The following is a 24,596-nucleotide window of genomic DNA, read 5'->3' as shown; positions in this document are numbered from 1 at the left end:
ATGATCGGCATCGCTCAGTCCGGTTGGTGATTTTGGTTGGTTTGGCGATTGATCAGATCGCACAATCCGGGCTGAGTTCCCTTTCAGTGATCTACTATTCCGCGCAGCTATTTAGAAGGCTGAGAAACTCCAATGCCAATATCATCCCAACGCAATGCTTTCCATGTCGGATTAACTACGTCACCCAACATTGGTTCTATAAATTTATTACCGATACCATAACCGATTGCACCGCCAAGACCACCGATAGTCCCGTACAGGAATGGATTTTTTCCATCCAGGTAGCTTACGATGGCGCTGCTACCAGCATTGATAAGAACTGTTGATTCAAATCCAGTATAACGTGTTAAAGCACCACTCCAGTAGGCAGCAATAACATTTTTAGGATCAACGGAACCATTCATCACATAATCAACACCACCAACAGCTCCGGCACTGATAACACCAGAAATAACCATAGCCTCAGGAAGCACGCCGCCAGACATCACAGTGCCCAATGCGGCTACAGCCATCTGGCACGATACCGGTGTATTTCCGCTACAGGCTTCTTTGATTGCGGCCTGAGTACCTGACGCGTAGTTTTCTGTTGTACCTGGTTTATTCGCGTTTGCGGCAGCTAAAACACTTCCAAGCGAGTTATTCTCAACCGCATTCTTCCCGGCCTGCGCACCCGCTGCCGCAGACGATGAGCTGCCCCCCGCCAGAGCGCCTGCCATTCCCGCTGAGAGACTTGCCAGCATGCTGATGGTCTGCTTTTCCGCTTCGCTCAGCTCACTGACCCGCTTATCCGGGTACATCGCCTCCATTATCGCTTTTGCCACCAGCTCGCCCGAAACGGCCCCTGCCGCTCCCGCCGCCGCGCTGTTTCCCTGCATCGCCGCTGCCGCGCCACCCAGTATCGCATGCGCTATCAGCGCCGCCTCATCGCTTAATCCCAAATCATGACCAATAATATTCGCCAGGTACGGGGCCGATGTCCCCGCCAGCGCCGCGCCGGCATCTCCGCCCGCCAGCCCCTGAAGCGCTGCCGTCGCTGCCTGAATTCCACGCTGAAAATCACTCCCCGTACCATATTCCGCCTGTGCATCACGCCAGGTCTGCGTCTCTTTCAGCTCTTCCACCGTTTTATCCGGGTAAACCTTCCGCGCTTCCTCCAGCGCATTCAGCTCCCCCTGTGTCCGCGCGATATCCGCCGCCTGGCTGCCGATATCCCCGATGAGACTCACTTCCTGCAGCCGCTTCTGCTCTTTCTCTTTGTCAAAAATCGGGCTGATGCTGTCGTTCGCATGCTCCGCGTCACGGCTCAGACCCGCCACATCCTGCTGCTGATTCGCCGCGTCGCGAACCGCTATTGTCCCGCCCGCTACCGCCGCCTGCGTCGTCCCGTCCGCATGACCGCTGTTGCCCCCGACCGTGACCATCCCGACCGGCATGTTGCCTTTGAACCCGCCGCCCGTGTCTCCGGTGCCAGCGCTCATGCCGGCTCCCGCATGACTGACCGTAAAGTCCGCTTCGTTATGAATATCCCTGAAACCCAGCGTTCCGGTGTCCAGGCTGTTTTTATCCGCCGTCGCCGTTGAGGCGATTACCACGCCGTCCAGCTGCGTGTGCCCGCCCACTGTTACGTCAAATCCGCCGTCGCCGGCAAACAGCCCCGTCTGCTCCTGCACCGAGGCGTAATTTCTCAAACCACATTGCCCGGGCACTGAGTCATTTTCTGAGCATAGGACTTGTTTTGAGCAACACTCAGCATATTATTCTCCGCGATTAAAATCCTTTGATCTTAAAAAAACGACATAGAACGATCCCAACGCCAATAATAAAGCCACCGCCGCCACCTACTTTTAGATTATGCAGGGCTTCGGGCAAAGAAAAACTGAAGCTACCCCGGATGACATAATCAATAATAAGTAATGACAAATAAGCCAGTTCAGCCATGATAATCCCCGCAACTACAGAGAAGATAAAAAAGAGAACATTAATCATTTATCTCCCTCTCCCGCAGAACCCATACGTTTTTCTATACCTTTACCTGTTATTTCAGAGAAGAGTGAGCCACCAAAATCACCAAAAGCACCTGGAACACGGCCAGGGGATATTTCCTTCGAAATTCCAAAATCACCTTTTACTTCAGTATACTTCTGAAGTGTCGGGTTAAATTTCGGATCCCAGCCACCTTTCCACCAGTTTGCTCCGGCATTTGCTCCTCAGGAAATGCCCTTACCTATTCCATAACCCAAACCTGCACCGACACCATTTGTAACTGCCCCAGACAGTGGATCTTTGTTGTCAATCCAGTTACCCAACGCACCGCCTGCAGCATTCCAGCCAACAGTACCCACCAGGCCATTTCCCATACTGAATACATTCACCCAGCCCGCAATGACTGCGTTTGCCGGATCTATAGTGCCATCCGCCAGGTAGCCAATTCCTGCATTTGCCCCCGCGCCCAGTCCCCACATCGCCTGAGCACTGCCAGGAAGCAGAGCCACTGTACCTGTTGCCAGCGCCAGCCCTACCGCATCACGTTCATTCATTGCTTTCTGACATGCGGCCCCACTCGGATTGTCGGAACAGGTCGCCATATCGATGCCGTGCTGGCGTATCCAGGCAGCCTGCGCATCCTCACTCCCGCCCATCAGGTTATTCTCCGCAACAACTCGATCCGGTGCACATTGCTGTGATGAACCCGGTTTTTCCCTATATTTTCCGTGAGTTAAAGGCGGTTTTCCTTGCAGGACTTTCGGCGCGGCAACTTTTGCCCCGACGCGCCTTTTCAGTTCGTTGCACTACCCAGCAATATTGTTAAAGAGCAACTGATAAGATCCTAACGCAAGAACCAGTACCCGTTCAGTAAGTAATTACGGGGTAATCCCCATAACTTGTAGTAATAACATAAGACTCAAACCCGTTATTTTCAGGCAAAACTTGTATATATCTTTCATTATCAAAGGATAGTCTCAGTATTTCACCATCCACAACAGAACAGCTTCTGACTACCTGGTTAAGTAAAGGAAATAAAAAATTACTAGTCGATAAATTCTCACCATGCCCTGTATGTAAATGTCCTTTTTCCCCGCACTGAAATGGACACTGGATCATTACCCTAGCGCCTGATGAAAACAGCAAAACTAAAGATCCCACACCAACCGTTACTCCGGTAAATATAGATTGTTCAAATTCATGAAGTTCGGCATCAGTAATCATATTGTCCTTACCTTTCTGGCGGCATAGTGTCTGTTGGTAGTGGTACATGAGTTTCACCTCGAGTGCCAGTGCCACCTGTGGCTGGATTTGTTGGCTGACCATTTTTAACCGATATCCAGTATCCATTTTCTAACCCAGGAACCGGGGTCGATCCTGGCGGCATCACTCTAATATATGAGCTTCCTGGACTGCCCGGGTCAGTATTTGGTGGATAATAAATTGTACTTCCTGGTGTTCTACCTGGCTTACTAACCCAACCCTGAGGGATAACAGGTCCCTGAGGCGGGTTTGTAAAAGGCTGTAGTTTTGGGGGGACTTTAGGAATTGAAGCTTTTGACATTCCATTCCCTTGAATGTCTCCATCAGCATCCACAACTCCAGGTTTCAGCCACCCCGGACGTATATCCAGTATCGGAAGTTTCTTGTCCTTATCTCCCAGCGCATTATTCTCAACAATAACTACTTACGAAAGTGTCGTCGTACTTGCAGATAGAATAACAACCAAATTCCAGCACCGATCCAAACCCCAACTGCAGCACCAATACATCCATACTTTATATATACAGTTAGAGCGATGGGATTTCGTGCGATAAGCCAGATACTAACAACCATTCCTATAGAGCAAGTCGCAGAAAAAATAAATATTAGCTTAATAAGTTCTAATAGAGGACGGTTCATTTACCACCTCCATTAACTTCTTGCTGAACTCCACTACTTGCACCTTCCGACATTAACGAACCAACGGATCCGCCAGCAATCCCTGGAACGGAGCTCATTTCACCACCTTTAAGCAAATACCCCGGACCAAAAGATGATTCAGAGTATTTTAAAGCATTTTTGCTGGCATCCATTCCCAGCTGGTTTTTTATGTACTGAGACTCAAATTTATTGGTAACTGCTGTTCCTGTACCATAACCAATTCCTGTGCCGGCCATACTGCCCACTACTGATGAGGTACTGTCCTGGCCTTCAATCTGGCTGCTCATGTAAGCACTACCGGCCCCCAATAACTGGTTAGCGTAATATCCTTTCCCGGCTGTCCCTATCCCGGTTAATCCTGACATCGTGAAACTGAGATAATCGAACTTCTCACCAGTATTGCCGGTTGCAACCTGGACTGCACCATTTGCCCCGTAACTCAGCCCGGCACTAACAAATTTTTCCGTCAGCGTGGCTGATGACGTTAACAACGAACCAGCTCCCGCTACCGTACCCCAGTAATTTTCTGGCTCCCCAAAGAAAGCCAAAGCTCTATCACCCTGTGACGTATTACTATTCAGATAGTCCAGGTCGTAGCTGTTGCCTTCAGTAACGTAGTCCTTCACATCCTGATTTTCCAGTGAACCATATAACCAGTCAGGTCGACCCGCCGCGCTGAGCCCACCCTCAATATTCCATTTATCTTCCCCGGACAGAGCAGTCAGAGGGGCGGCAGCCACATCAATATGCAATTTCAGTCGGTTATCAGCACTAATTACAGCATATTTATTCTGGATGCTGCCACAATCCCCCCCGGCTTTTCGACAGGCTGTCATTTCTTTATCGAAAGCATGTGCCTCGTCATAGCTGAGGTAATTATTCTCAACCGCATTCTTCCCGGCCTGCGCACCTGCTGCCGCGGATGATGAGCTGCCCCCCGCCAGAGCGCCCGCCATTCCCGCGGAGAGACTCGCCAGCATGCTGATGGTCTGCTTTTCCGCTTCGCTCAGCTCACTGACCCGCTTATCCGGGTACATCGCCTCCATTATCGCTTTTGCCGCCAGCTCGCCCGAGACGGCCCCTGCCGCTCCCGCCGCCGCGCTGTTTCCCTGCATCGCCGCTGCCGCGCCACCCAGTATCGCATGTGCTATCAGCGCCGCCTCATCGCTTAATCCCGAATCATGACCAATAATATTCGCCAGGTACGGGGCCGATGCCCCCGCCAGCGCCGCGCCGGCATCTCCGCCCGCCAGCCCCTGAAGCGCTGCCGTCGCTGCCTGAATTCCACGCTGAAAATCACTCCCCGTACCATATTCCGCCTGTGCATCACGCCAGGTCTGCGTCTCTTTCAGCTCTTCCACCGTTTTATCCGGGTAAACCTTCCGCGCTTCCTCCAGCGCATTCAGCTCCCCCTGCGTCCGCGCGATATTCGCCGCCTGGCTGCCGATATCCCCGATGAGACTCACTTCCTGCAGCCGCTTCTGCTCTTTCTCTTTGTCAAAAATCGGGCTGATGCTGTCGTTCGCATGCTCCGCGTCACGGCTCAGACCCGCCACATCCTGCTGCTGATTCGCCGCGTCGCGAACCGCTATTGTCCCGCCCGCTACCGCCGCCTGCGTCGTCCCGTCCGCATGACCGCTGTTGCCCCCGACCGTGACCATCCCGACCGGCATGTTGCCTTTGAACCCGCCGCCCGTGTCTCCGGTGCCAGCGCTCATGCCGGCTCCCGCATGACTGACCGTAAAGTCCGCTTCGTTATGAATATCCCTGAAACCCAGCGTTCCGGTGTCCAGGCTGTTTTTATCCGCCGTCGCCGTTGAGGCAATTACCGCGCCGTCCAGCTGCGTGTGCCCGCCCACTGTTACGTCAAATCCGCCGTCGCCGGCAAACAGACCCGTCTGCTCCTGCACCGAGGCGTAGTCGCTCTTCATCTGGTCCTGGCTGGCGCTGATATAACCTGAGCCGGACATGCTGCCGTAGGTAAAGCTGCCCCCGGCCGCTGCGCTGCTCTGCTTCGACCGGTAGTCATTGCTGTCCTGGGCACTGCTCATCCACAGGTCGCCACCGATATCCGCCACCACGCGGTCACCGCTGACCTGCGCCCCGTTCAGGATGGCGTCACGCCCGCTGACCAGCGAAACCGTACCGCCGCTGTCCAGCGTGGTCTCCGTCCACGCCGTGCCGTTGCCCTTTTCACTGCCTTTTGCGCCGTTGACGTTGGCGAAGACGCTGATGCCGTAACTGTCAGCGTTGACGCCGATACCGACGCCCACCCCGCCCCCGCTGCTGCTGTTTGTGCCTGTCGTCTGTTGGGTGTTTGCCACACCGCTCAGCACAATATCATTCGCCGCCACCAGGGTGGTGTCACCGCCCGCCTTTATCTGGCTGCCACCGATCAGAATATCGCCGCTGTTGCCGCTCTGGCCGCTGCCCGTCGCAGCGATAATCAGATTATTACCGGCATTCAGGGTACTGCCCGTCACGGTATCCGTCTGAACATGTTGCTCAGATTTGGCGCTCTGCGACGTCAGCGAGACGCTGATACCCAGCCCGCTGTCCGCTTTGTCGCTGGCCCGGGCAACCGCTGCCGCCTGCACCGCCTGCGCGCCAGAAAGCACCGCTTTGGTGGCCTGCAGCGCCGCCAGACGATCATCGCTCTCCCCCTTCGCATCTTGCGAAGTCTGCACTGCGCTGTTTACTGCGCTGCCTGCTGCCCCCGACAGCGCCACCGTCAGGCCGCTGCTCTTCTGCTCAAACGTCTCATCGCGGGTACGTTTGTCATGGCCTGGCTCAATCACCACGCTGTCACCGAGCATAGCAATATCTTTCTGCGCGATGATATCCGCACCGCCAATACGCACCTGCTGACCGGCTGTAATGCTGACGTTGCCGCCGGTTGACCCGACAGTGCTGAAGCTCTCGCTCTGGGTGGTGCCCTGCTCGCGCAAATCATGCGTGGTTTTACTGCTGCCGATGGAAAAACCGATCCCGCCCGTTCCCATCACGCCGCTTTTTTTCGTTTCTTTAAACCGCCAAGAGGTATCGGTATTGGTTGCGGCAATAATGTCGACGTTGTTTCCGGCACCGAGCGCCACATCACCATCACCGACGACGGCAGGGCCCTGAACCAGAATGTTGTTCCCGGCAGCTACAGTCACATTGTCACCGCTCAGCAACGCGCCTTTTTCACGCGTGGCGCTGTCCTCCTCAATCGTGTGGGTGGTCTTTTTATTGAGGAATCCTTTTTTGGTTTTGGTGGTTTCTTCGTAGTGGTAGTCACTTTCCGTCGCCGTGATGAGATTCACATCCCGGCCCGCCGCTACGCCGATATCTCCCTGAGCAATCACATCGGTTGCCTGCGCATTCACATCGCGCCCGGCGATAATGACCGTGTCGCCACCGCTGGCAATTTCCGTACCCTGCTGGCGCACGGACTCATTGATGATGGTTTTTTTCTTCGCGTGGTAACTGTCGCCTTCAGCCGTGGCCTCGGCCAGCAAATTGACATCACGTCCGGCCTGCAGACCCACATCATTTTCCGCCGCCAGGCCCGCCGCGTGGGCGTTAATATCCTGACCCGCGATCAGGACCAGGTTATCGCCCGCAGAAATAGTGGTGCGATCCAGCCCGGAACGGTGTGATTCGCTGCCCCCGTCGCGGCTGTTCTCACGCGTGCTGGCCGCATTCAGGTTGAGATCGTTACCCGCAGTCAGCATCGCGCTGCCGCCAGCGTTCACGTCGCTTGCCGTCAGGTTGAGGTTATTCCCGGCATTGATGCCAAGGTCCCCTCCCGCGCTGATGCTGCTTCCCTGCCAGCCCAGTGATGAACGGCTGGTCTCGTCAGTCCATCGTCCGGCATGGCTCTGCGCATCGTTAATGTGATTCGCATTCACCGCAATATCTCCCGCAGCATTCATCTGCAGTGAATCGCCCGCCGAAAGCGTTGCGCCCGTGACGGTGATATTTGTGCCTGCCGATAGCGACAGCCCATCCTGTGCGGTAATCGACGCCGTCGTGCCCAGCAGCGTGTCTTTAAAACTCACATTGCCGTATTTATCCCACGCATTGATGTCAATCTGCTCCACCTGCGTCAGGTTATTGATGCTGCCGTCGAGACTTGTCAACTGAACCGTTTTTCCGCTAATAGCGGCGCTGATGTTATTGATATCACCAATAGCGCTCAGGTCGAGGTTGCCCCCGGCCTGCATCAGGCCATTGTTGAGATTGTTAATGCTGTTCTGGCTGTCGAGGGTCAGTGTGTTATTCGCCAGCAACGTACTACCGGCGTTAGTGATAGTACCGCCTGCCAACTGGACGTTATTCCCGGAGATGACACTCCCGTTATTGACGGTGATATCCTTCGGCGACAGATAGAGCTTCGGTATCATCACCGTTTCACCGTTGACGGTCGCAGCTTCCCACCACAATATGCTTTGTTCAAGAGAGGTAATTTGCTCCGCCGTCAGGGCTACGCCAAATTTCAGCCCCAGCGACTGCTGTGCGCCGGCGGCACTGTCCATCAGATAACGCATTTGATCCAGATCGGAACCTATACCGTTGATATAACGGCTTCCTGTCTGATTCAGCATCGCATTACTGACGTAGCGGGTGTCGAACGCTGCATCACCAAGAAAACGGTAATCGAATTCCGGGTTCAGGTTGAGACGGTCCAGCATATACGCCGATCCCAGAAACTGGTTTTGATCGGTATAGGCGCTGTTGGTTTCACGTGGGGCATCGCCAGGCATAATCCCCAGCAGTGCGTTCAACTCGGCAAACAGAGCCGGGTCCAACTGACCCAAACCATCGAGCTTGGGGTTAATGTTGATCAGGTACGGGCTTTGCGGATCGTCAGAGACAACAAAGTAGCCGTGTTGACCAGAAGGCAATGGATACGCGCTGGTATCCACCGTTTTCCCCTGATTAATCTGGCTGTTCTTATCGGTAGAGACCGTGTCCAGCGTGGTATCCGCGACATTCCCGGCATCCAGCGTACCACCGTTAATCTGCTGCAGGGCATCTTGCAGTTGATCGTTCCACTGCGGCGAATTAACGCTAACCGCTTCACTATCTGCCAGTGTCTGCTTTTGCACCCCAGCGTCGATGGTCTGGTTACTGAGTGCGTTCAGGGTAGGGGTAACGAGGGTGTTTATCGCCCCACCCGCACTGGGAGTGGTAGTGGTAGTGGTATTACTGATATCTTGCGAAAAATTAGCCAGAACAGTTCCACCAGACTGAATAACCGCGCGGTATACCGTTCCTCCAGAGGTTTCCTCCCTGTCATTACCCTGAGCGATATAGTGAATCGGGCCGCTATTATATCTATCCGCGTCTACCGAAGCGGCAGGAGTCTCCCAGCGGTTGCCCTGCTGATCAGCAACATACGTCCGATAACGGGTGATCGTCCCGTCAGTCCATGACTGATTTTGCAGGGTTGAACCGGAAAGGGACATATCCCCGCCCGCAAGCAACGTGCTGGCATTATTTTCAAGATGATCTGCCTGGATTACCATCCCGCGCGCGGCACTGATGCGCGCGGCACCGCCGTTTGCGGAGACTGAAAGTGTAGAACGTGAAATGGCGATCTCTTTTGCTGGGCTATTTTTCATCGCCACAGGCGTTGCGATATCGCTACAGCTGGGGGCCGCGCCGTGCCCTGGGCTACCACCTCCACTGCAGGATTCGCTAACAACATAGCCATAGTCGGTTCCCAGAATAAGCTCTGACAGGGGAATGTCGGCATATCCCTCATTCAGCCATGCATACTGTTGTGTCAGATCTTCAGTGTTACCCTTGCTTACCACCAGCCCATCTCGCTGATTCAGCAGATACCCAGTTTTAATCGTGATATCGCCGCCCTGCGTCTCGATGGTGCCGGAGGTGTTGATGACCTCGCGGTTGGCATTTCCCGCCGCATCTTTCTGCATCCACAGGCTGTTGCCCGCAAGGATATCGCCGCGCTGGTTGGTAATAGCGTCGGCATACAGCGCCATGTTATTTGCCGCATACAGCAGCGCCGTGTTGATGATTGCCCCCGGCGTATTGAGCGTGAGCGTTCCGCGCGTGCCGGTAAAACCGTCTACGGTAATATTGCCGTGACTGGTGACCATGATGTCACCCCCACCCTGTACCGTTCCGGCGGCATTAAGCGCCACATTGCTGCCGCTGAGGCTGCTCGTACCGCTGCCGGTGGTGATTTGCCCATTGTTACTCAACTGCCCGCCTGCCGTCAGGTTGACCGCCTGCCCCTGCATGACGTTGCGGTTGTCGATGGCGCCCTCGCTGTTAATCGTGAGGATGTTGCCCGCAGCAAGCGTGCTGTTGGCGATGAACGCATTCACCAGTTTCAGCGTCAGATTACCCAGCGCAACCACCTGCCCGAGCGCTTCCAGAGACTGGCTAGTGAGAGTCAAATCGCCACCGCTGAACAGTTTGCCAGCCGCATTCTGGTTCACGCGTTCGGCATTAACCGTCAGTTGAGACGTTCCTAACACCGTACCGTTATTGGTCAACTGCTGGTAATTGAGTGTTAGTTGTCCCGCCTGCGTCGTCCCCTGGTTAGTGAACTGACTCCCCGTCAGCGTTGCGCTGTCGGCAAGCCAGTTTCCGTCGTTGGTGGCCGTTGCCGCATTCAGAATGAGATTTGTCGCCTGTAACCAGCCTGCGCCGGAATACTGCGGCGTGGTGAGTCTCAACTCGGCGCCGGAAAGCAGCTTCCCCTCGTTCAGCGCGCGGGTTGTGGCGTTAATACGTGTGTTGCCGCCGCTCTGAATGACGCCGTAGTTAAACATTACGGGCGTGGCGATCGCCAGTCCCTGACGGCTTACAATTTCCCCCCCTGCCAGGTTCGTCAGTTCACCGTTCAGCGCCAGCGTGGCGTCATTATCCCCCTGCAGCCGTCCGCTATTGGTTAACACACCGGACGTTATGCTTAGCGTCGTCCCCTGAATGCTGCCTGCGTTAGCCACCGATGCCGCATTGAGATCCAATGCGCCGCCGGTGAGCATGCTGCCCAACGGCTGTTGGTTGACCGCGCCATTCATGGCTAACGTCAGGCCATTGACTCCGCTGATCGCCCCGGCGTTATCCAGCGTGGTGCCGTTTAACGTCAAATGACTCGCCGCCCATTGCCCGTTATTCGTCAGGGATAGCGCCTGGAGCGTGGCATTACCGAGTGCGGTGACTTTGCTGCCCTCTGCAGACGTGAAATTTTTGACGAGCATAAGCTGTAACGCATCCGCACTTTGGATTGCTCCGCTGTTAGTCAGCGACTGCGCATTGAGCAGAATCGATTGCCCCTGCCACGTTCCTGCGTTGGTCACATCGCCGGACGTCACTTTCAGCATTCCCTGGGTCAGTAGCGCCCCCCCCGCCGCATTAATCAGCTCCTGCTGCGGGGCTGCCACCGTCAGGTTTTGTCGGCCAATCAATACGCCCTGGTTATGAATACGATCCTGGCTTAGCGTCAGGGTATTTCCCTGTACCACCCCACTGTTTGTAAATTGCTGACCATTGAGCGTAATGTCACTTTCACTGAGGATGTTTCCGTCGTTCTTCAACTGCTGTGCAGCTAACGACAGAGCGCCCTGACTCATCAATTCACCCGGCAGGGTAAATCGGTTACTGATGTCAGCCGTCAGTGCGCCAAGGCTGACCAACGCCCCCTCGTGCCGCCAGTCATCAGACGTCACCGCGACCTGTTGTCCCTGCAACGTGCCCTGCGTGATCAGAGTATCCACATCAACGGTCAGCGCGCCGCCGCTCAGCGTCAGTGACGTTGTGTCCGTGCTGAGCGTATCGCTGCGTAAAGTCAGTCCGTTAGCCCCCTGCCACAAGCCATTGTTACGTAGCGTCGTTGCCGCAAGCGTGAGCGAATCCCCCACGATACGCCCGGCGCTGATCAGGTTGTTTGCGGTGAGCGAGAGCCCACCACCGCTTTGAATTTGCCCGACGTTGGTCAGTTGCCCGGTCAGTGTCCCTTCCAGGCCACGTAAGCCGTTAAGCACCCCGCTGTTATTGAGCGCATCGGCTGTCAATGTAAGGGTATCACCCTGCATCACCCCGGCGTGTTCTACCGTACCCGCGTTCACCGTCAGCGCATTACCGGTTAACCATTGCCCCGTCGTCTCCGTCGTCAGAGTACCCGCAGAAATCAACGCGCTGTCATTACCCTGAACCAGACCACCGTTCTGAACAGTGTTTCCGTCGAGAGTGAGAGTATTCGCCACCAGCATGCCGCCGTTTTCCAGCGTTTGCGCCGTGAGTTGCGCGCTCTGATGTGCGAGCAGACGCCCGGAATTATTTATCGCGTCGCGCAGTTGCAGCTCAAGCGTGTCAGCCTGAATGTCGCCTGCGTTAATCAACTGAAGACCGCCAAGGCGCAGATCGCCATCGGTAGCAATAGTCCCGTCGTTAGTCAGGTAAGGAATATCCAGCGCCAGAGCGGCAAGGCTGTAGATAGTACCGCCGCTCAGATTTTGCAGATTATCAGTATGCAGAGCCAACGCTGCGTTACCCTGCAGCAGACCGCTGTTGGCGATATGCTGGCTGTCGAGTCTGAGACTGTCTGCCACCAGCGTGCCGTTTTGAGTGGTAGTTTGCGCCACGTTCAGGTTCATCTGCGTGGCACTTGATTTACCGTTATGAGTGAGGGTGTTTGCCGTCACGGTCAGGTCATTTTTCGCCGCGTGGGTGCCGTTCAGACTTACCGTCCCGGCTTGCAGGGCAATATTCTTCCCGCTTTGCATCTGAGCATCCGTGGCTGTAGAGATATGCTGGCCTTTAATCGTCAGCGTATCTGCCGCATTGAGCTGGCCACTAAGATTAACATCACGCGTGGCGGCAATATCCAGCGATGTCCCCTGCATCACACCGCTGTTGGTTACGCTGCCGCCCTGAATACGGGCGGCGTCACCCGCGCTCCACTGGCCGCCGTTACTCAGCGAATCACCGTTAACATTAAGCTGTTTTCCGGCAGCGGCTTTTCCCTGCGTGTCGACACTGTTCCGTCCGGCCAACGAAACATTTCCAGCAGCATCAATCTGCGCCTCGTGCTGCTGAGTAATGTCACTGGCAGCAAGCGCAACGTCCTGGCCCGCGGTAAGCGTGCCGCCCTTCTGTTCCAGCTTTCCTTGCGCAGTCAATTGCAGGTTTTTATCACTGACCAGCACGCCATCATTCAGGGCAATATCACGCTGACTGGCGACGGATAAATTTTCCCCCGCTTTATGATCGCCAGAAAGCGCAACGTCTAGTCCTTTCATGGAGATAGCCCCGCTGGCCAGGCTGGACTTAACGGTTAGTTTTCCATTCGCATCAAGCGTGATATCACCCTGACGGGCATTCAGATTCCCGAGGTTGACCCCCAGCCCTTTCTCGCTGGAAACCAGACGAATTCGATTGGCGTACATGCCGCCTAGCGCCCCGGTATCCACCGCCACCTTTGGCGCTTCTCCTTCGCCTTGTAGTTGACTCACCTGTCCCTTCGCCGTTACGCGGTTGGTTCCAGCGATAACACTGAGATCTTTTGCATGCAGCGCCGCATTGATTTCTGTGGCCCGGGCAATGATCGACACCGCATCGCTCTGGCTGCCATCCAATCCCTGACCTTCAATAGTGATACCGCCTTTGCTCACATCCAGCGACTGAAGATTACCGTCAGCATCCAGCACCGGTTTGCCGGTAGTCAAGGTGACGTTGGGCGTATTGATAAATCCGCAACCATTGCAGGTAATGCCATAAGGGTTGGCAACGATAACGTTGGCCGCTTTACCCGCCACTTCGGTATAGCCCTGTAGCTGTGAACGGTTGCTCCCGGTGACTTCGTTAATGATCCCTGTCGCTTCTTTTCCTGAACGCAGGTTCGGGTTATTCTGGATAATGCCGCCAAGCTGAGTCTGATTAAATTGCCCGGTGGCGTTGTTGAGGATCAGCCCCTCTTTTCCCACGTTGTAGTCGTTATATTTGTTGTGTGAAATCCCGGACGCATTCGGCGTAGCGATGTTCACTACCGGAACACCGTTGGCGGCTTTATCCATTTGCGTATTGCCGGCAGGGGTGATGGTGGCAGCTATGGCCGGAAACAGCGGCTGCGTGGCTAACAGAGCGCTCACTACCCCACTAAGTACACGCTGAGAGAAACGAATCTGATCCTTTTTCATCATCCTGCTTCCTTAAAATGCCACGGCCATGCGGTAATAAATATTGAGATGATCTGGTGCCAGCCAGTCCGGATAATTCACTGGCGTTCCTACGATAAACTGACTGGAGAACCAGCGCCCTGAACTGGTTAATCCCAGCGCGGCCCCCCACAACGTGCCGGAGGCATAACGATCAAAGCCATCCTGTTTCAGCCAGCCGCCGTCAAATGCCGCCATCGCGCCAATCTGTCCGAATACCGGCAGCGTAAACAGCGAGTAATTCACTTCGTTGCGCCAGTAGCCGCCGTTATCTCCTGAAATGTATTGTTCTTTATAGCCACGTACTGATGTTTCACCGCCCAGCGTCAGGCGTTCGCTGCCGTAAAGCCGGTCCGGTGACCACTGAAAATAGACGCTGTTCAGCCACCACAGATTCTCTGTCAGGGGTCGCTGAAAGCTGCCGCTAACGCTCCATTTGCGAAATTCTGCCTTCGGAACATCACCCTGTTTATTCTTGTCATTCTCTGCGCCAAACCACGGCACCCCCTGGGTAAACGTGGGATTGAACGTGGCAACGCCGGAGGCGATTTTTTGCGTATGGTTGATACCCAGCGAAATACTGGAAAGCTTACGGCTACTGGTTTCCAGCAGGACATCATTCAATTTGTTGCGGTTTATTCGATGCGTCAGTCCCAGCGAAGCCGTCGTTTTGATGTCACCATTGCGAAACAGCCCCCATGAACCGGTCAGACGATGGGTTTCGCTGTCACCGGTGGATCGCCAGGCATAGCCATTGTTATCAATGGTGCTGAAGTAGTTACTCCAGCTGTAACTGTAATCAAGCAATCCGTAGCCGTAAGGAATACTCACCCCAGCGGCAAAATTATGCGCATCTTTATTGCTGGAAAAATCGCTGCTGCGCCCACCGCTGATAAACCACTTATCCGCAAGGCCGAACAGGTTATTGGCAAACAACGCCCCGCTCAGTTGTCCGGTTCCGGTACTCTTTTGCCCGCTGTTATCAAAACTTACGGAGCCATTAAGTAGAGATTCAGGGGCAACCGTCAGGTTAACTATCGAGAAACCTTGCTGGCTACCGGGTAAAATTTCAATTTCCACCGGCGCCCGGCGAACCCGGTTCAACTGCTCCATGCCCTGTTCAAGATCGCGCAAATTCAGGATCTTCCCTTCCAGTCCAGGAAAGGTCATTTTCAGCGTGCGCGATGGGACGCCTTCGAGGCGAATTTCCTGCAATTTTCCCTCAAGTACCGCAATGTGCAGCACACCGGAGGAGAGATCCTGCTCGGTTAAAAAAGCACGGCTGGTGATAAACCCGCGGCTGATGTACCAATCAGAAATCGCGTTCGTCAGCGCCGTCAGGCGAGCAATGTCCAGACACTGATTCACCCACGGCGCGGTTAATTTTCTGGCGGCTTTCGGTGATAACTGGTTTGCCCCCTCAATATTGATACGAGAGGTCGTAAAGCAGGCCCCGGAGGGCGGGGCAGGAAGGGTTGACCTTTCCGATTCAGGGAGGACCACGCTACGGCCTAACTCTTCGCGCTGTCGCTGGTTTTCATCAAGCAATTGCTGCTGCTGTTGCTGAACGGAACTGTGATCGGCAGGAGATAAAGGCGCGGCGTGACCCGTCATGGTCAATAACAGCCCCCCCCCTGACAGTAAAAAAGTCATCCCGACGTCCCTGATCTTCACCCGCAGCCCCACTTTCCATAATCCATCATGGTCGTTAAAAAATGAGCAAACTAGGTTAAAAGGCACAAAATGTAAATAAATGACACAGTGATATTCAATTTGTAACCGCTTTCCTATTGCTTTTTAGGAAAAGCGCCCACCCCACAGTTAAATATTTTCTCCTGTTACGTTGAATGACCCGCAGATTGGCCCGATCCCATCGCTACTCGCCCATTTGCCCACATTCAACTTATGCATAACACTCTACGATGACACCACTGACCCAACACGTGGAGCAAACATCATGAACATCACGCAAATCCGCAACGCCACGCAGCGCATCACCTTTGGCGGCAAAACCTTTCTAATCGATCCAATGCTGGCGGCAAAAGGTGCTTATCCGGGCTTTGCCGGAACGGCACGTGCGGAGATCCGCAATCCGACCGTCGATCTGCCTGTTAATATTGATAATCTGCTTAACGTCGATGCGCTGATCGTGACGCATCTGCATGAAGATCACTGGGATGAGGTTGCCGCACGCGTCGTGCCGAAAGACAAACCGATTTACGTGCAAAATGAGCAGGATGCGCAGGTACTGCGAGATCAGGGTTTCACCCAACTTAATGTACTGACACACAATACCACGCTGGGCGACATCACCTTACGTAAAACCGGCGGTCAGCATGGTTCAGATCGCGCTTACGCCATCCCGCAAATGGCGGAACGTTTAGGCGATGCCTGCGGGGTTATCTTTCAACATCCGGCGGAAAAAACGCTGTATCTGGTTGGGGACACTATCTGGCGTGACGAAGTGGAAGCCAACATGCTGACTTTCCAGCCGGATGTGGTGATTTTGAACGCAGGTTTTGCCCACGTCATCGGTTTTGGCCCAATTATTATGGGCGCAGAAGATGTACTAAAAACCCACTTCACGCTTCCTAATGCACAAATTGTGGCCACGCATATGGAGGCGATAAACCACTGTTTGTTGACCCGCGCCGCGCTGAAAGCATATGCCAGCGACAACCAGATTGCGCAATGCGTCAACGTGCCGGAAGATGGTGAAACCCTGACGTTTTAATATCCGCAGAGGAATTGTATGCAGCCACTTACCGTCGCTATTGTCGCCGTGGAAGATTTCAGCCCGTTTCACTTCTCGGTGCCGTGCATCATTTTCAGTGACAAAGTGGCGGCGAAAAAGCGCTTCGACGTGCAATTGTGCGCCGAACAGCCCGGTATTGTTTCCTCGCAGGACGGTTTCTCGATTAACGCAGCTTATGGCTATGAAGCGGTGGAGGCAGCCGACATCGTGGTGATCCCTTACTGGGGCACGACCGCACATCGCCCGCCGCAGGGGTTGCTTGATGCGCTCAACCGTGCGCGGCAAAACGGCGCGCAAATGGTCGGGCTGTGTCTGGGCGCATTTGTCCTCGGCTATGCCGGTCTGCTGGATGGCAAACGGGCGGCCACGCACTGGGAGTTCGAGCAGGATTTCCAGGCCCGCTTCCCGGCGGCGCGTCTGGATATCAACGCTCTGTATGTGGATGACGACGGTATTATTACCTCCGCAGGCACTGCCGCCGCGCTGGATTGCTGTTTGTACGTGATCCGCCAACGTTTTGGCAGCACGGTAGCGAATCAGATTGCGCGGCGGATGATTGTGCCGCCGCATCGCGAAGGTGGTCAGGCACAATTTATCGAACAGCCGGTGGCGAAAAACACCCAGGATCAGCGCATCAATGCGCTGCTTGATTATTTACGCCTGCATATCCACGAACAGCATAGTCTCGATGCGCTGGCGCAGCGGGTGATGATGAGCCGTCGCACGTTAACCCGTCACTTTATGAAAGCCACCGGGTCGAGCGTGGCAGAGTGGTTGATTGTCGAGCGTCTTCGCCGCAGCCAGGCGCTACTGGAGTCCAGTCAGTTGCCCGTTGAACGCATCGCCGAACAGGTCGGTTTTCAGTCGCCTGTCACCTGGCGTCAGCATTTTAAATCTCATTTCGGCGTCAGCCCCGCCGAATGGCGCAAAACCTTTCGCGGCGTTTAGCCTTTTTTCGCCAGCCACACCGTGTGCCCTGCGCATTCCGGATCTTCCATCACCATTTCAATCACCGTAAAGCCGTGCGCTGAGAGCAATACGCGATACTCATCAGGTGCAAGGCTGGCGTGAAATAGCGGCTCGCCTTCAAATTGCCCCATAGCAATGCCATTCCCGGTACCGCTGGTAAACATCAGCGCGCTGCCGGGATGGCTAAGCCGGTCAAAAATCGGGAACATCTTTCGTTGGTCTTGCTGGGTTAAATGGAAAAAACTGTCCCACGCAATCAGGCCGGCAAAGGTTTCGTCGAGTGCCAGTTCACGCATATCCTGCTCCAGCCAGCGCTGCGCGGGAAAGGATTGCCGGGCCCGCGCCAGCATCGCTGCGGAACCATCAATCCCTGTGAGCTGAAAACCTTGCTGGATAAAATACCCGGCAATCGGCTGACCGTTCCCGCAGCCAATATCCACAATGCTGCCCTGCCCGTCCATAACCGAGATGAACTTGTCCAGCCAGCTTTTTTCAAACAGTGCACGAGAGCGCTGGCTGGCAAAGGCATCCGCATGACGCCTGTAGATGGACAGAATGTTATTTGCCGCAACGTCGCTCACCATCTCCTCACTTTTTATTCTGTTAATAATCACGACGATAAATCCTCCGGCGCCAGAGACGCAACCCTGGAATGCGCCTCGCAGAACCAATGCGCAAATCCCCTAAAACCGTCCCGCTGTGGCATCATAGCGCGTAGAAAACATCATGACAGGGGTGATAAACGTGAAACCGGTAACGCTATACGATGTGGCAGACCATGCAGGAGTCTCTTACCAGACCGTCTCGCGCGTCGTAAATCAGGCCAGCCACGTTTCTGCAAAAACCCGACAGAAAGTTGAGGCCGCGATGGCGGAACTCAACTACATCCCTAACCGCGTCGCACAGCAGCTGGCAGGTAAACAGACGTCGCTGATTGGCGTCGTGACGGCGAACCTTGCCCTGCACGCCCCTTCACAAATCGTTGCCGCCATAAAATCCCGCGCCGACCAGTCCGGTGCCAGCGTGGTGATCGCCATGGTCGAGCGCAGCGGCGTTGAAGCATGCAAAGCCGCGGTCCACAACCTGCTTTCCCAACGCGTTACCGGGCTTATCATTAACTATCCGCTGGATGAAGAAGACGCTATTGCCGTGGCTGCCGCCTGCGGTACGGTGCCGGTGCTGTTTCTCGATGTCTCTGACCAGACGCCAATTAACAGCGTGATTTTCTCCCATGATGACGGCGCACGCCTCGGCGTTGAACATCTGGTACAGCACAGACATCAGCGTATCGCCCTGCTGAGCGGGCCGCGCACTTCGGTTTCGGCAAGGCTTCGCCATGCGGGGTGGCATAAATATCTGGCGTACTACCAGTTGCAACCCGTCGCGGAGCTGGAAGGCGACTGGAGCGCCATGTCCGGTTTTCAACAAACACTGCATATGCTCAATAGCGGTAATCTCCCCACCGCTATGCTGGTTGCTAACGATCAAATGGCGCTGGGCGCGATGCGGGCAATCAGCGAGTTCGGCCTGCGGGTGGCGATTGATATCTCGGTGATCGGCTACGATGACACCGAAGACAGCGCCTGCTACATTCCACCGCTGACTACCATCAGGCAGGATTTTCCGTTATTAGGCGAAACCAGCGTCGACAGGCTGCTGCAACTTCCCCATGGCGAATCAACTGTGGGCAACCAACTGCTGCCCGTAACTCTGGTTAAGCGCAAAACGGTTCTGCCTCCCGATACGCAAACCACCTCTCCCCAGGCGCTGGCGGATACACTCATCCAGTTGGCGAGGCAAGTCTCTCAGCTCACACCTAAAATGTGAACGCATAACAATTGTGTGAGTCAGTTCACTCATTACACGCCCCATCCTTTACAGTTGGGAACGCTTATCCGTATTTTGATTGAAATTGTGAGCGAATAACAAATTCAAACAGGATACCGTTATGAACCTGAACCCAGATTCACTCTCCGCTGTTCTGGCCCGCCGCGACTGGGAAAATCCCGGCGTCACGCAGCTCAACCGCCTGGAGGCGCACCCACCTTTCTGTAGCTGGCGCTCAGCAGATGATGCGCGAACTAATCAGCGCTCAGCCCAGTTACGCTCGCTGAATGGCCAGTGGCAATTCGCGTGGTTTCCCGCGCCGGAGGCTGTGCCGGAAAGCTGGCTGACAAGCGATCTGCCACAGGCTGACACTATCAACGTCCCTTCTAACTGGCAGATGGACGGTTACGACGCGCCAATTTATACCAACGTCACCTACCCGATCCCGGTTAATCCGCCGTACGTTCCGGCACAGAACCCAACGGGATGTTACTCGCTCACATTTAATATCGAAGACGCATGGTTAGATGAAGGTCAGACGCGCATTATTTTTGACGGCGTCAATTCCGCATTTCATCTGTGGTGCAACGGTCGCTGGGTCGGCTACGGTCAGGACAGTCGTCTGCCGTCTGAATTCAATCTGAGCGATTATCTGCTGCGCGGCGAAAACCGCCTGGCCGTGATGGTGCTGCGATGGAGCGACGGCAGCTATCTGGAAGACCAGGATATGTGGCGCATGAGCGGTATCTTTCGCGACATATCTTTGCTGCATAAGCCCACCACGCAAATCAGCGACCTGCGCATTAACACCCGTTTTAACGATGACTTCAGCCGCGCCGTGCTGGAAGCGGAAGTCAAAGTGGCAGGCAACGCGAGCGAAGATTTACGCGTTTCCCTGCAATTGTGGGGAGGTGAAACGCTCACTGACGAAACGACCTCCCCACTCGGCAGCGAGATTATTGATGAGCGCGGCGCTTATCATGACCGGGTTACCCTGCGGTTGAACGTCGAAAAGCCAGCGCTGTGGAGTGCCGAAACGCCCAATCTGTACCGTGCCGTTGTGCAGTTACGTAGCGCGGATGGGGTGCTGATTGAAGCAGAAGCCTGTGACGTCGGCTTTCGTCAGATTGATATCAAAAACGGCCTGCTACTGTTAAACGGTAAACCGCTGTTGATTCGCGGCACCAACCGTCATGAGCACCATCCGGTCAACGGTCAGGTGATGGATGAGGCGACGATGGTGCAGGATATTCTGCTGATGAAGCAGAACAACTTTAACGCCGTGCGCTGCTCCCATTACCCGAACCATCCGTTGTGGTACACCTTGTGCGATCGCTACGGCCTGTACGTGGTCGACGAAGCCAATATCGAAACCCACGGCATGGTGCCAATGAATCGCCTGAGCGACGATCCCACATGGTTGCCTGCCATGAGCCAGCGCGTGACGCGCATGGTGCTGCGCGATCGCAACCATCCGAGCATTATCATCTGGTCGCTGGGCAATGAATCCGGTCATGGCGTCAATCACGACGCGCTGTATCGCTGGATAAAATCAGAAGACCCGTCACGCCCGGTACAGTACGAAGGCGGCGGCGCGAATACCGCGGCGACCGACATTATTTGCCCGATGTACGCCCGCGTCGATCAGGATCAGCCCTTCCCGGCGGTACCTAAATGGTCGATTAAAAAGTGGCTGTCGATGCCCGGTGAGCAGCGTCCACTCATTCTCTGTGAATATGCCCATGCGATGGGCAATAGTTTCGGCGGCTTCGCCAAATACTGGCAGGCATTTCGTCAGTATCCGCGCCTGCAGGGCGGGTTTGTCTGGGACTGGGTGGATCAGTCGCTGATTAAATATGATGAGAACGGTAAGGCATGGTCAGCCTACGGTGGCGACTTTGGCGACACGCCTAACGATCGTCAGTTCTGCATGAACGGACTGGTGTTCGCCGATCGCACCCCGCATCCGGCGTTATACGAGGCCAAACATGAACAGCAGTTTTTCCAGTTTACGTTACTGCCGGGCGCTGAACGCCAGATTGAAGTGACCAGCGAATATCTGTTCCGCCGCAGCGATAACGAAGTTCTGCACTGGTCGATTGCCCAGGACGGCAACCTGCTGGCCGCCGGACAAATCGTTCTGGATATTGCCCCGCAGGGCCGCCAGGTGATTACCCTGCCAAATTGCCCGATGCCGGAAACCGCAGGCCAACTGTGGCTGACGGTGCGCGTGGAACAGCCTCGCGCCACCGCCTGGTCAGACGCCGGACATATCAGCGCCTGGCAGCAGTGGAAGCTGGAAGAGAAACTCAGCCTGGTGCGGCAGCCAACTGTCCGCAACGCGCCACAGCTCAACGTTAGCGAAAACAGCTTTACTGTTGAGAACGACAACAAGCGTTGGCAATTCGACCGTCGGTCTGGCCTGCTGACACAATACTGGCTTGATGATACCGCCCAGTTGTTATCCCCACTGACCGACCAGTTCACCCGCGCGCCGCTGGACAACGATATCGGCGTCAGCGAGTCATCCCGCATCGATCCTAATGCCTGGGTTGAACGTTGGAAGGCCGCAGGCCATTACCGCGTAGAGCCGCTGCTGTTGTTATGCGAAGCCGAAACGCTGGCAAACAGTGTGCTGATCACCACCGCGCATGCCTGGCAGTATCTGGATGAAACACTGTTTATCAGCCGTAAATCGTATCGTATCGACGGTCATGGCGAGATGCAGATAACGGTGGATGTCGACATCGCCAGCGGCACGCCGCATCCGGCGCGTATTGGCCTGAGCTGCCAGCTGTCGCAGGTCGTCGAGCGAGTGAATTGGTTAGGTCTCGGTCCACATGAGAACTACCCGGATCGCCTGAGCGCCGCCTGTTTTGACCGTTGGGATCTGTCACTCGATGAGATGTACACCCCGTATATTTTCCCGAGCGAAAACGGTCTGCGCTGCGGCACGCGCGAACTGCGATACGGCACGCATCAATGGCGTGGCGACTTCCTGTTCAACATCAGCCGCTTTAGCCAACAGCAACTAATGGAAACCAGCCACCGTCATCTGCTGCAACCGGAGGCGGGTACCTGGCTCAATATTGATGGCTTCCATATGGGTGTCGGCGGCGATGATTCATGGAGTCCTTCCGTGTCGCCGGAGTTTTTGCTGAGTGCCGGACGTTATCACTACCAGGTTATCTGGGGTTAAACATAATAATAATGGGCAGGTTATGACCTGCCCTTATTTTTCCTGAGGAAGTCTGTCATGTATTATTTAAAAAACACTAACTTTTGGGTGTTCGGCTTTTTCTTTTTCTTTTACTTTTTCATTATGGGTGCTTATTTCCCCTTCTTTCCGATCTGGTTACACGATGTGAACCATATCAGTAAAGGTGACACTGGGATCATTTTCGCCTGTATTTCACTGTTTTCATTATTATTCCAGCCTATTTTCGGACTACTTTCCGATAAGCTTGGCCTGCGAAAACACCTGCTGTGGGTAATTACTGGAATGCTGGTAATGTTTGCCCCGTTCTTTATTTACGTTTTTGGCCCGCTATTACAGGTTAATATTTTACTGGGGTCGATTGTCGGCGGGATTTATCTTGGCTTTATTTACAATGCCGGCGCTCCGGCGATTGAAGCCTATATTGAAAAGGCCAGCCGCCGAAGCAAGTTTGAATTTGGTCGCGCACGCATGTTTGGCTGTGTGGGCTGGGCGCTGTGCGCCTCGATTGCAGGAATTATGTTCACCATCAATAACCAGTTTGTCTTCTGGTTAGGTTCTGGCTGTGCGGTCATTCTGGCATTGCTGCTGTTCTTTTCAAAAGCAGATGCCCCATCTTCTGCAAAAGTCGCGGATGCGGTAGGCGCCAACAACTCAGCCTTCAGCCTGAAGCTGGCGCTGGAATTATTCAAACAACCAAAACTCTGGTTCCTCTCCCTGTACGTGGTCGGCGTTTCCTGTACTTATGATGTGTTTGACCAGCAGTTCGCCAACTTCTTTACCTCGTTCTTTGCCACCGGCGAACAAGGCACGCGGGTATTTGGCTACGTCACAACCATGGGGGAATTACTCAACGCCTCGATCATGTTCTTTGCGCCGCTGATTGTGAACCGCATCGGCGGAAAGAACGCCCTGCTGCTGGCCGGTGCGATCATGTCGGTACGGATCATTGGTTCATCATTCGCCACCACGGCGCTGGAAGTCGTTATCCTCAAAACGCTGCATATGTTCGAGATACCGTTCCTGATTGTTGGTTGCTTCAAATACATCACCAGTCAGTTTGAAGTGCGTTTCTCGGCCACAATTTACCTTGTGTGTTTCTGTTTCTTCAAACAGCTGGCAATGATTTTCATGTCAGTTCTGGCCGGAAAAATGTATGAGAGTATTGGTTTCCAGGGGGCTTATCTGGTGCTGGGGATAATTGCGCTGAGCTTCACGCTGATTTCCGTATTTACCCTTAGCGGGCCGGGGCCATTTTCCCTGCTGCGTCGTCGCGAAAGCGTCGCGCTGTAAAAGCCTCTTTGCCGGATGCACCATTCACGTGGTTTATCCGGCCTATAACGTGCAATCCTCACTCTATGAGTCCTGACCTGAGGGTTTAAGTTCTGCGGGCAAAAAGCCGCTTTTAACCTGCTATGGTAAACGAGACGGTAAAACCCAGGTCACAGGATGAGCAAAAAGACGGTTGCGGTAATGGCACTCTTTATCAGCACATTACTTTCAGGATGTGGCAGCATTAATGCACGCACGGAAGGCGAGGATTCGAATACCTATTATGTGGGTACGCACCACGACATTGATAAACTAAAAAATCCAGGCGCTTACGATTATAACTATTTCGATTTAGCGCTGCTATTTATCGATGTGCCGCTGTCTTTTGTGGCGGATACGGTCTATGCGCCGTTTGATTACTATCACGGACCGTATAAGAAAGTCGATTAGAAACAAGGCCCGGTAAGCATCG

11 protein-coding genes and 2 pseudogenes are annotated in these 24,596 nt (G+C 54.5%); 6 read left to right on the top strand and 7 right to left on the bottom strand.

Going from position 1 to position 24,596, the window contains the following annotated elements; all coding sequences use genetic code 11:
- Nucleotides 1-107 precede the first annotated feature (107 nt).
- The 6 genes and pseudogenes from FHD02_RS14155 to FHD02_RS14130 all read right to left on the bottom strand — a co-directional run.
- A pseudogene (locus tag FHD02_RS14155) lies at nucleotides 108-1,682 on the bottom strand (VENN motif pre-toxin domain-containing protein); the annotation flags it as partial.
- A gap of 85 nt (nucleotides 1,683-1,767) precedes the next feature.
- Complete coding sequence (locus FHD02_RS14150; protein WP_137360739.1) at nucleotides 1,768-1,986, bottom strand: hypothetical protein; 219 nt, start codon at nucleotides 1,984-1,986, stop codon at nucleotides 1,768-1,770.
- Nucleotides 1,983-2,651: pseudogene (locus FHD02_RS24880) on the bottom strand (filamentous hemagglutinin); the annotation flags it as partial. The gene FHD02_RS14150 and the pseudogene FHD02_RS24880, both read right to left, overlap by 4 nt.
- A gap of 199 nt (nucleotides 2,652-2,850) precedes the next feature.
- Nucleotides 2,851-3,333 (bottom strand): hypothetical protein, encoded by a 483-nt coding sequence (locus FHD02_RS14140; RefSeq protein ID WP_170972924.1) that lies wholly within the window; start codon nucleotides 3,331-3,333, stop codon nucleotides 2,851-2,853.
- 548 nt (nucleotides 3,334-3,881) lie between these two features.
- Nucleotides 3,882-14,066, bottom strand: a complete 10,185-nt coding sequence (locus tag FHD02_RS14135; protein WP_220394005.1) for a hemagglutinin repeat-containing protein — start codon at nucleotides 14,064-14,066, stop codon at nucleotides 3,882-3,884.
- Between the two features lie 12 nt (nucleotides 14,067-14,078).
- Complete coding sequence (locus FHD02_RS14130) at nucleotides 14,079-15,737, bottom strand: ShlB/FhaC/HecB family hemolysin secretion/activation protein (protein WP_220393999.1); 1,659 nt, start codon at nucleotides 15,735-15,737, stop codon at nucleotides 14,079-14,081.
- Between the two features lie 304 nt (nucleotides 15,738-16,041).
- On the opposite strand from FHD02_RS14130, the gene FHD02_RS14125 reads away from it, so the two are divergent.
- A complete protein-coding gene (locus tag FHD02_RS14125; RefSeq protein ID WP_137371347.1) occupies nucleotides 16,042-16,818 on the top strand; it encodes an MBL fold metallo-hydrolase in 777 nt (258 codons plus the stop codon).
- A gap of 18 nt (nucleotides 16,819-16,836) precedes the next feature.
- On the top strand, nucleotides 16,837-17,787 hold the full coding sequence (locus FHD02_RS14120; protein WP_204555961.1) for a GlxA family transcriptional regulator: 951 nt from the start codon (nucleotides 16,837-16,839) through the stop codon (nucleotides 17,785-17,787).
- Here the strand turns inward: FHD02_RS14120 and FHD02_RS14115 are convergent.
- Nucleotides 17,784-18,392, bottom strand: coding sequence for a class I SAM-dependent methyltransferase (locus tag FHD02_RS14115; protein WP_220394004.1), 609 nt, complete (start codon nucleotides 18,390-18,392; stop codon nucleotides 17,784-17,786). The two genes, FHD02_RS14120 and FHD02_RS14115, sit on opposite strands and share 4 nt — an antisense overlap.
- A 151-nt stretch (nucleotides 18,393-18,543) precedes the next feature.
- Here FHD02_RS14115 and FHD02_RS14110 point away from each other — a divergent pair, with 151 nt between their 5' ends.
- From FHD02_RS14110 to FHD02_RS14095, 4 genes are all read left to right on the top strand, one after another.
- Nucleotides 18,544-19,635 carry a LacI family DNA-binding transcriptional regulator gene (locus FHD02_RS14110; protein WP_220394003.1) on the top strand — a complete coding sequence of 364 codons (1,092 nt, stop codon included), beginning with the start codon at nucleotides 18,544-18,546 and terminating at the stop codon, nucleotides 19,633-19,635.
- 121 nt (nucleotides 19,636-19,756) lie between these two features.
- Entirely contained in the window at nucleotides 19,757-22,834 is a 3,078-nt protein-coding gene (locus FHD02_RS14105) for a beta-galactosidase (protein WP_220393998.1), read from the top strand.
- A gap of 57 nt (nucleotides 22,835-22,891) precedes the next feature.
- Nucleotides 22,892-24,145 (top strand): MFS transporter, encoded by a 1,254-nt coding sequence (locus FHD02_RS14100; protein ID WP_220393997.1) that lies wholly within the window; start codon nucleotides 22,892-22,894, stop codon nucleotides 24,143-24,145.
- Between the two features lie 156 nt (nucleotides 24,146-24,301).
- A complete protein-coding gene (locus tag FHD02_RS14095) occupies nucleotides 24,302-24,574 on the top strand; it encodes a YceK/YidQ family lipoprotein (protein ID WP_220393996.1) in 273 nt (90 codons plus the stop codon).
- The last annotated feature ends 22 nt before the right edge of the window (nucleotides 24,575-24,596 follow it).

Source organism: Citrobacter sp. EC_71, from assembly GCF_019584005.1.
In the GTDB taxonomy this organism is placed as follows: domain Bacteria; phylum Pseudomonadota; class Gammaproteobacteria; order Enterobacterales; family Enterobacteriaceae; genus Citrobacter; species Citrobacter werkmanii.
Note: the sequence above shows the minus strand (reverse complement) of the source record. Positions and strands in the feature narration are given on the sequence as shown.

Coding starts and splice junctions, on each gene's coding strand:
- FHD02_RS14150 (WP_137360739.1), bottom strand. CDS start 1,986: ATGATTAATGTTCTCTTTTTTATCTTCTCTGTAGTTGCGGGGATTATC.
- FHD02_RS14140 (WP_170972924.1), bottom strand. CDS start 3,333: ATGGATACTGGATATCGGTTAAAAATGGTCAGCCAACAAATCCAGCCA.
- FHD02_RS14135 (WP_220394005.1), bottom strand. CDS start 14,066: ATGAAAAAGGATCAGATTCGTTTCTCTCAGCGTGTACTTAGTGGGGTA.
- FHD02_RS14130 (WP_220393999.1), bottom strand. CDS start 15,737: ATGACTTTTTTACTGTCAGGGGGGGGGCTGTTATTGACCATGACGGGT.
- FHD02_RS14125 (WP_137371347.1), top strand. CDS start 16,042: ATGAACATCACGCAAATCCGCAACGCCACGCAGCGCATCACCTTTGGC.
- FHD02_RS14120 (WP_204555961.1), top strand. CDS start 16,837: ATGCAGCCACTTACCGTCGCTATTGTCGCCGTGGAAGATTTCAGCCCG.
- FHD02_RS14115 (WP_220394004.1), bottom strand. CDS start 18,392: ATGGTGAGCGACGTTGCGGCAAATAACATTCTGTCCATCTACAGGCGT.
- FHD02_RS14105 (WP_220393998.1), top strand. CDS start 19,757: ATGAACCTGAACCCAGATTCACTCTCCGCTGTTCTGGCCCGCCGCGAC.
- FHD02_RS14100 (WP_220393997.1), top strand. CDS start 22,892: ATGTATTATTTAAAAAACACTAACTTTTGGGTGTTCGGCTTTTTCTTT.
- FHD02_RS14095 (WP_220393996.1), top strand. CDS start 24,302: ATGAGCAAAAAGACGGTTGCGGTAATGGCACTCTTTATCAGCACATTA.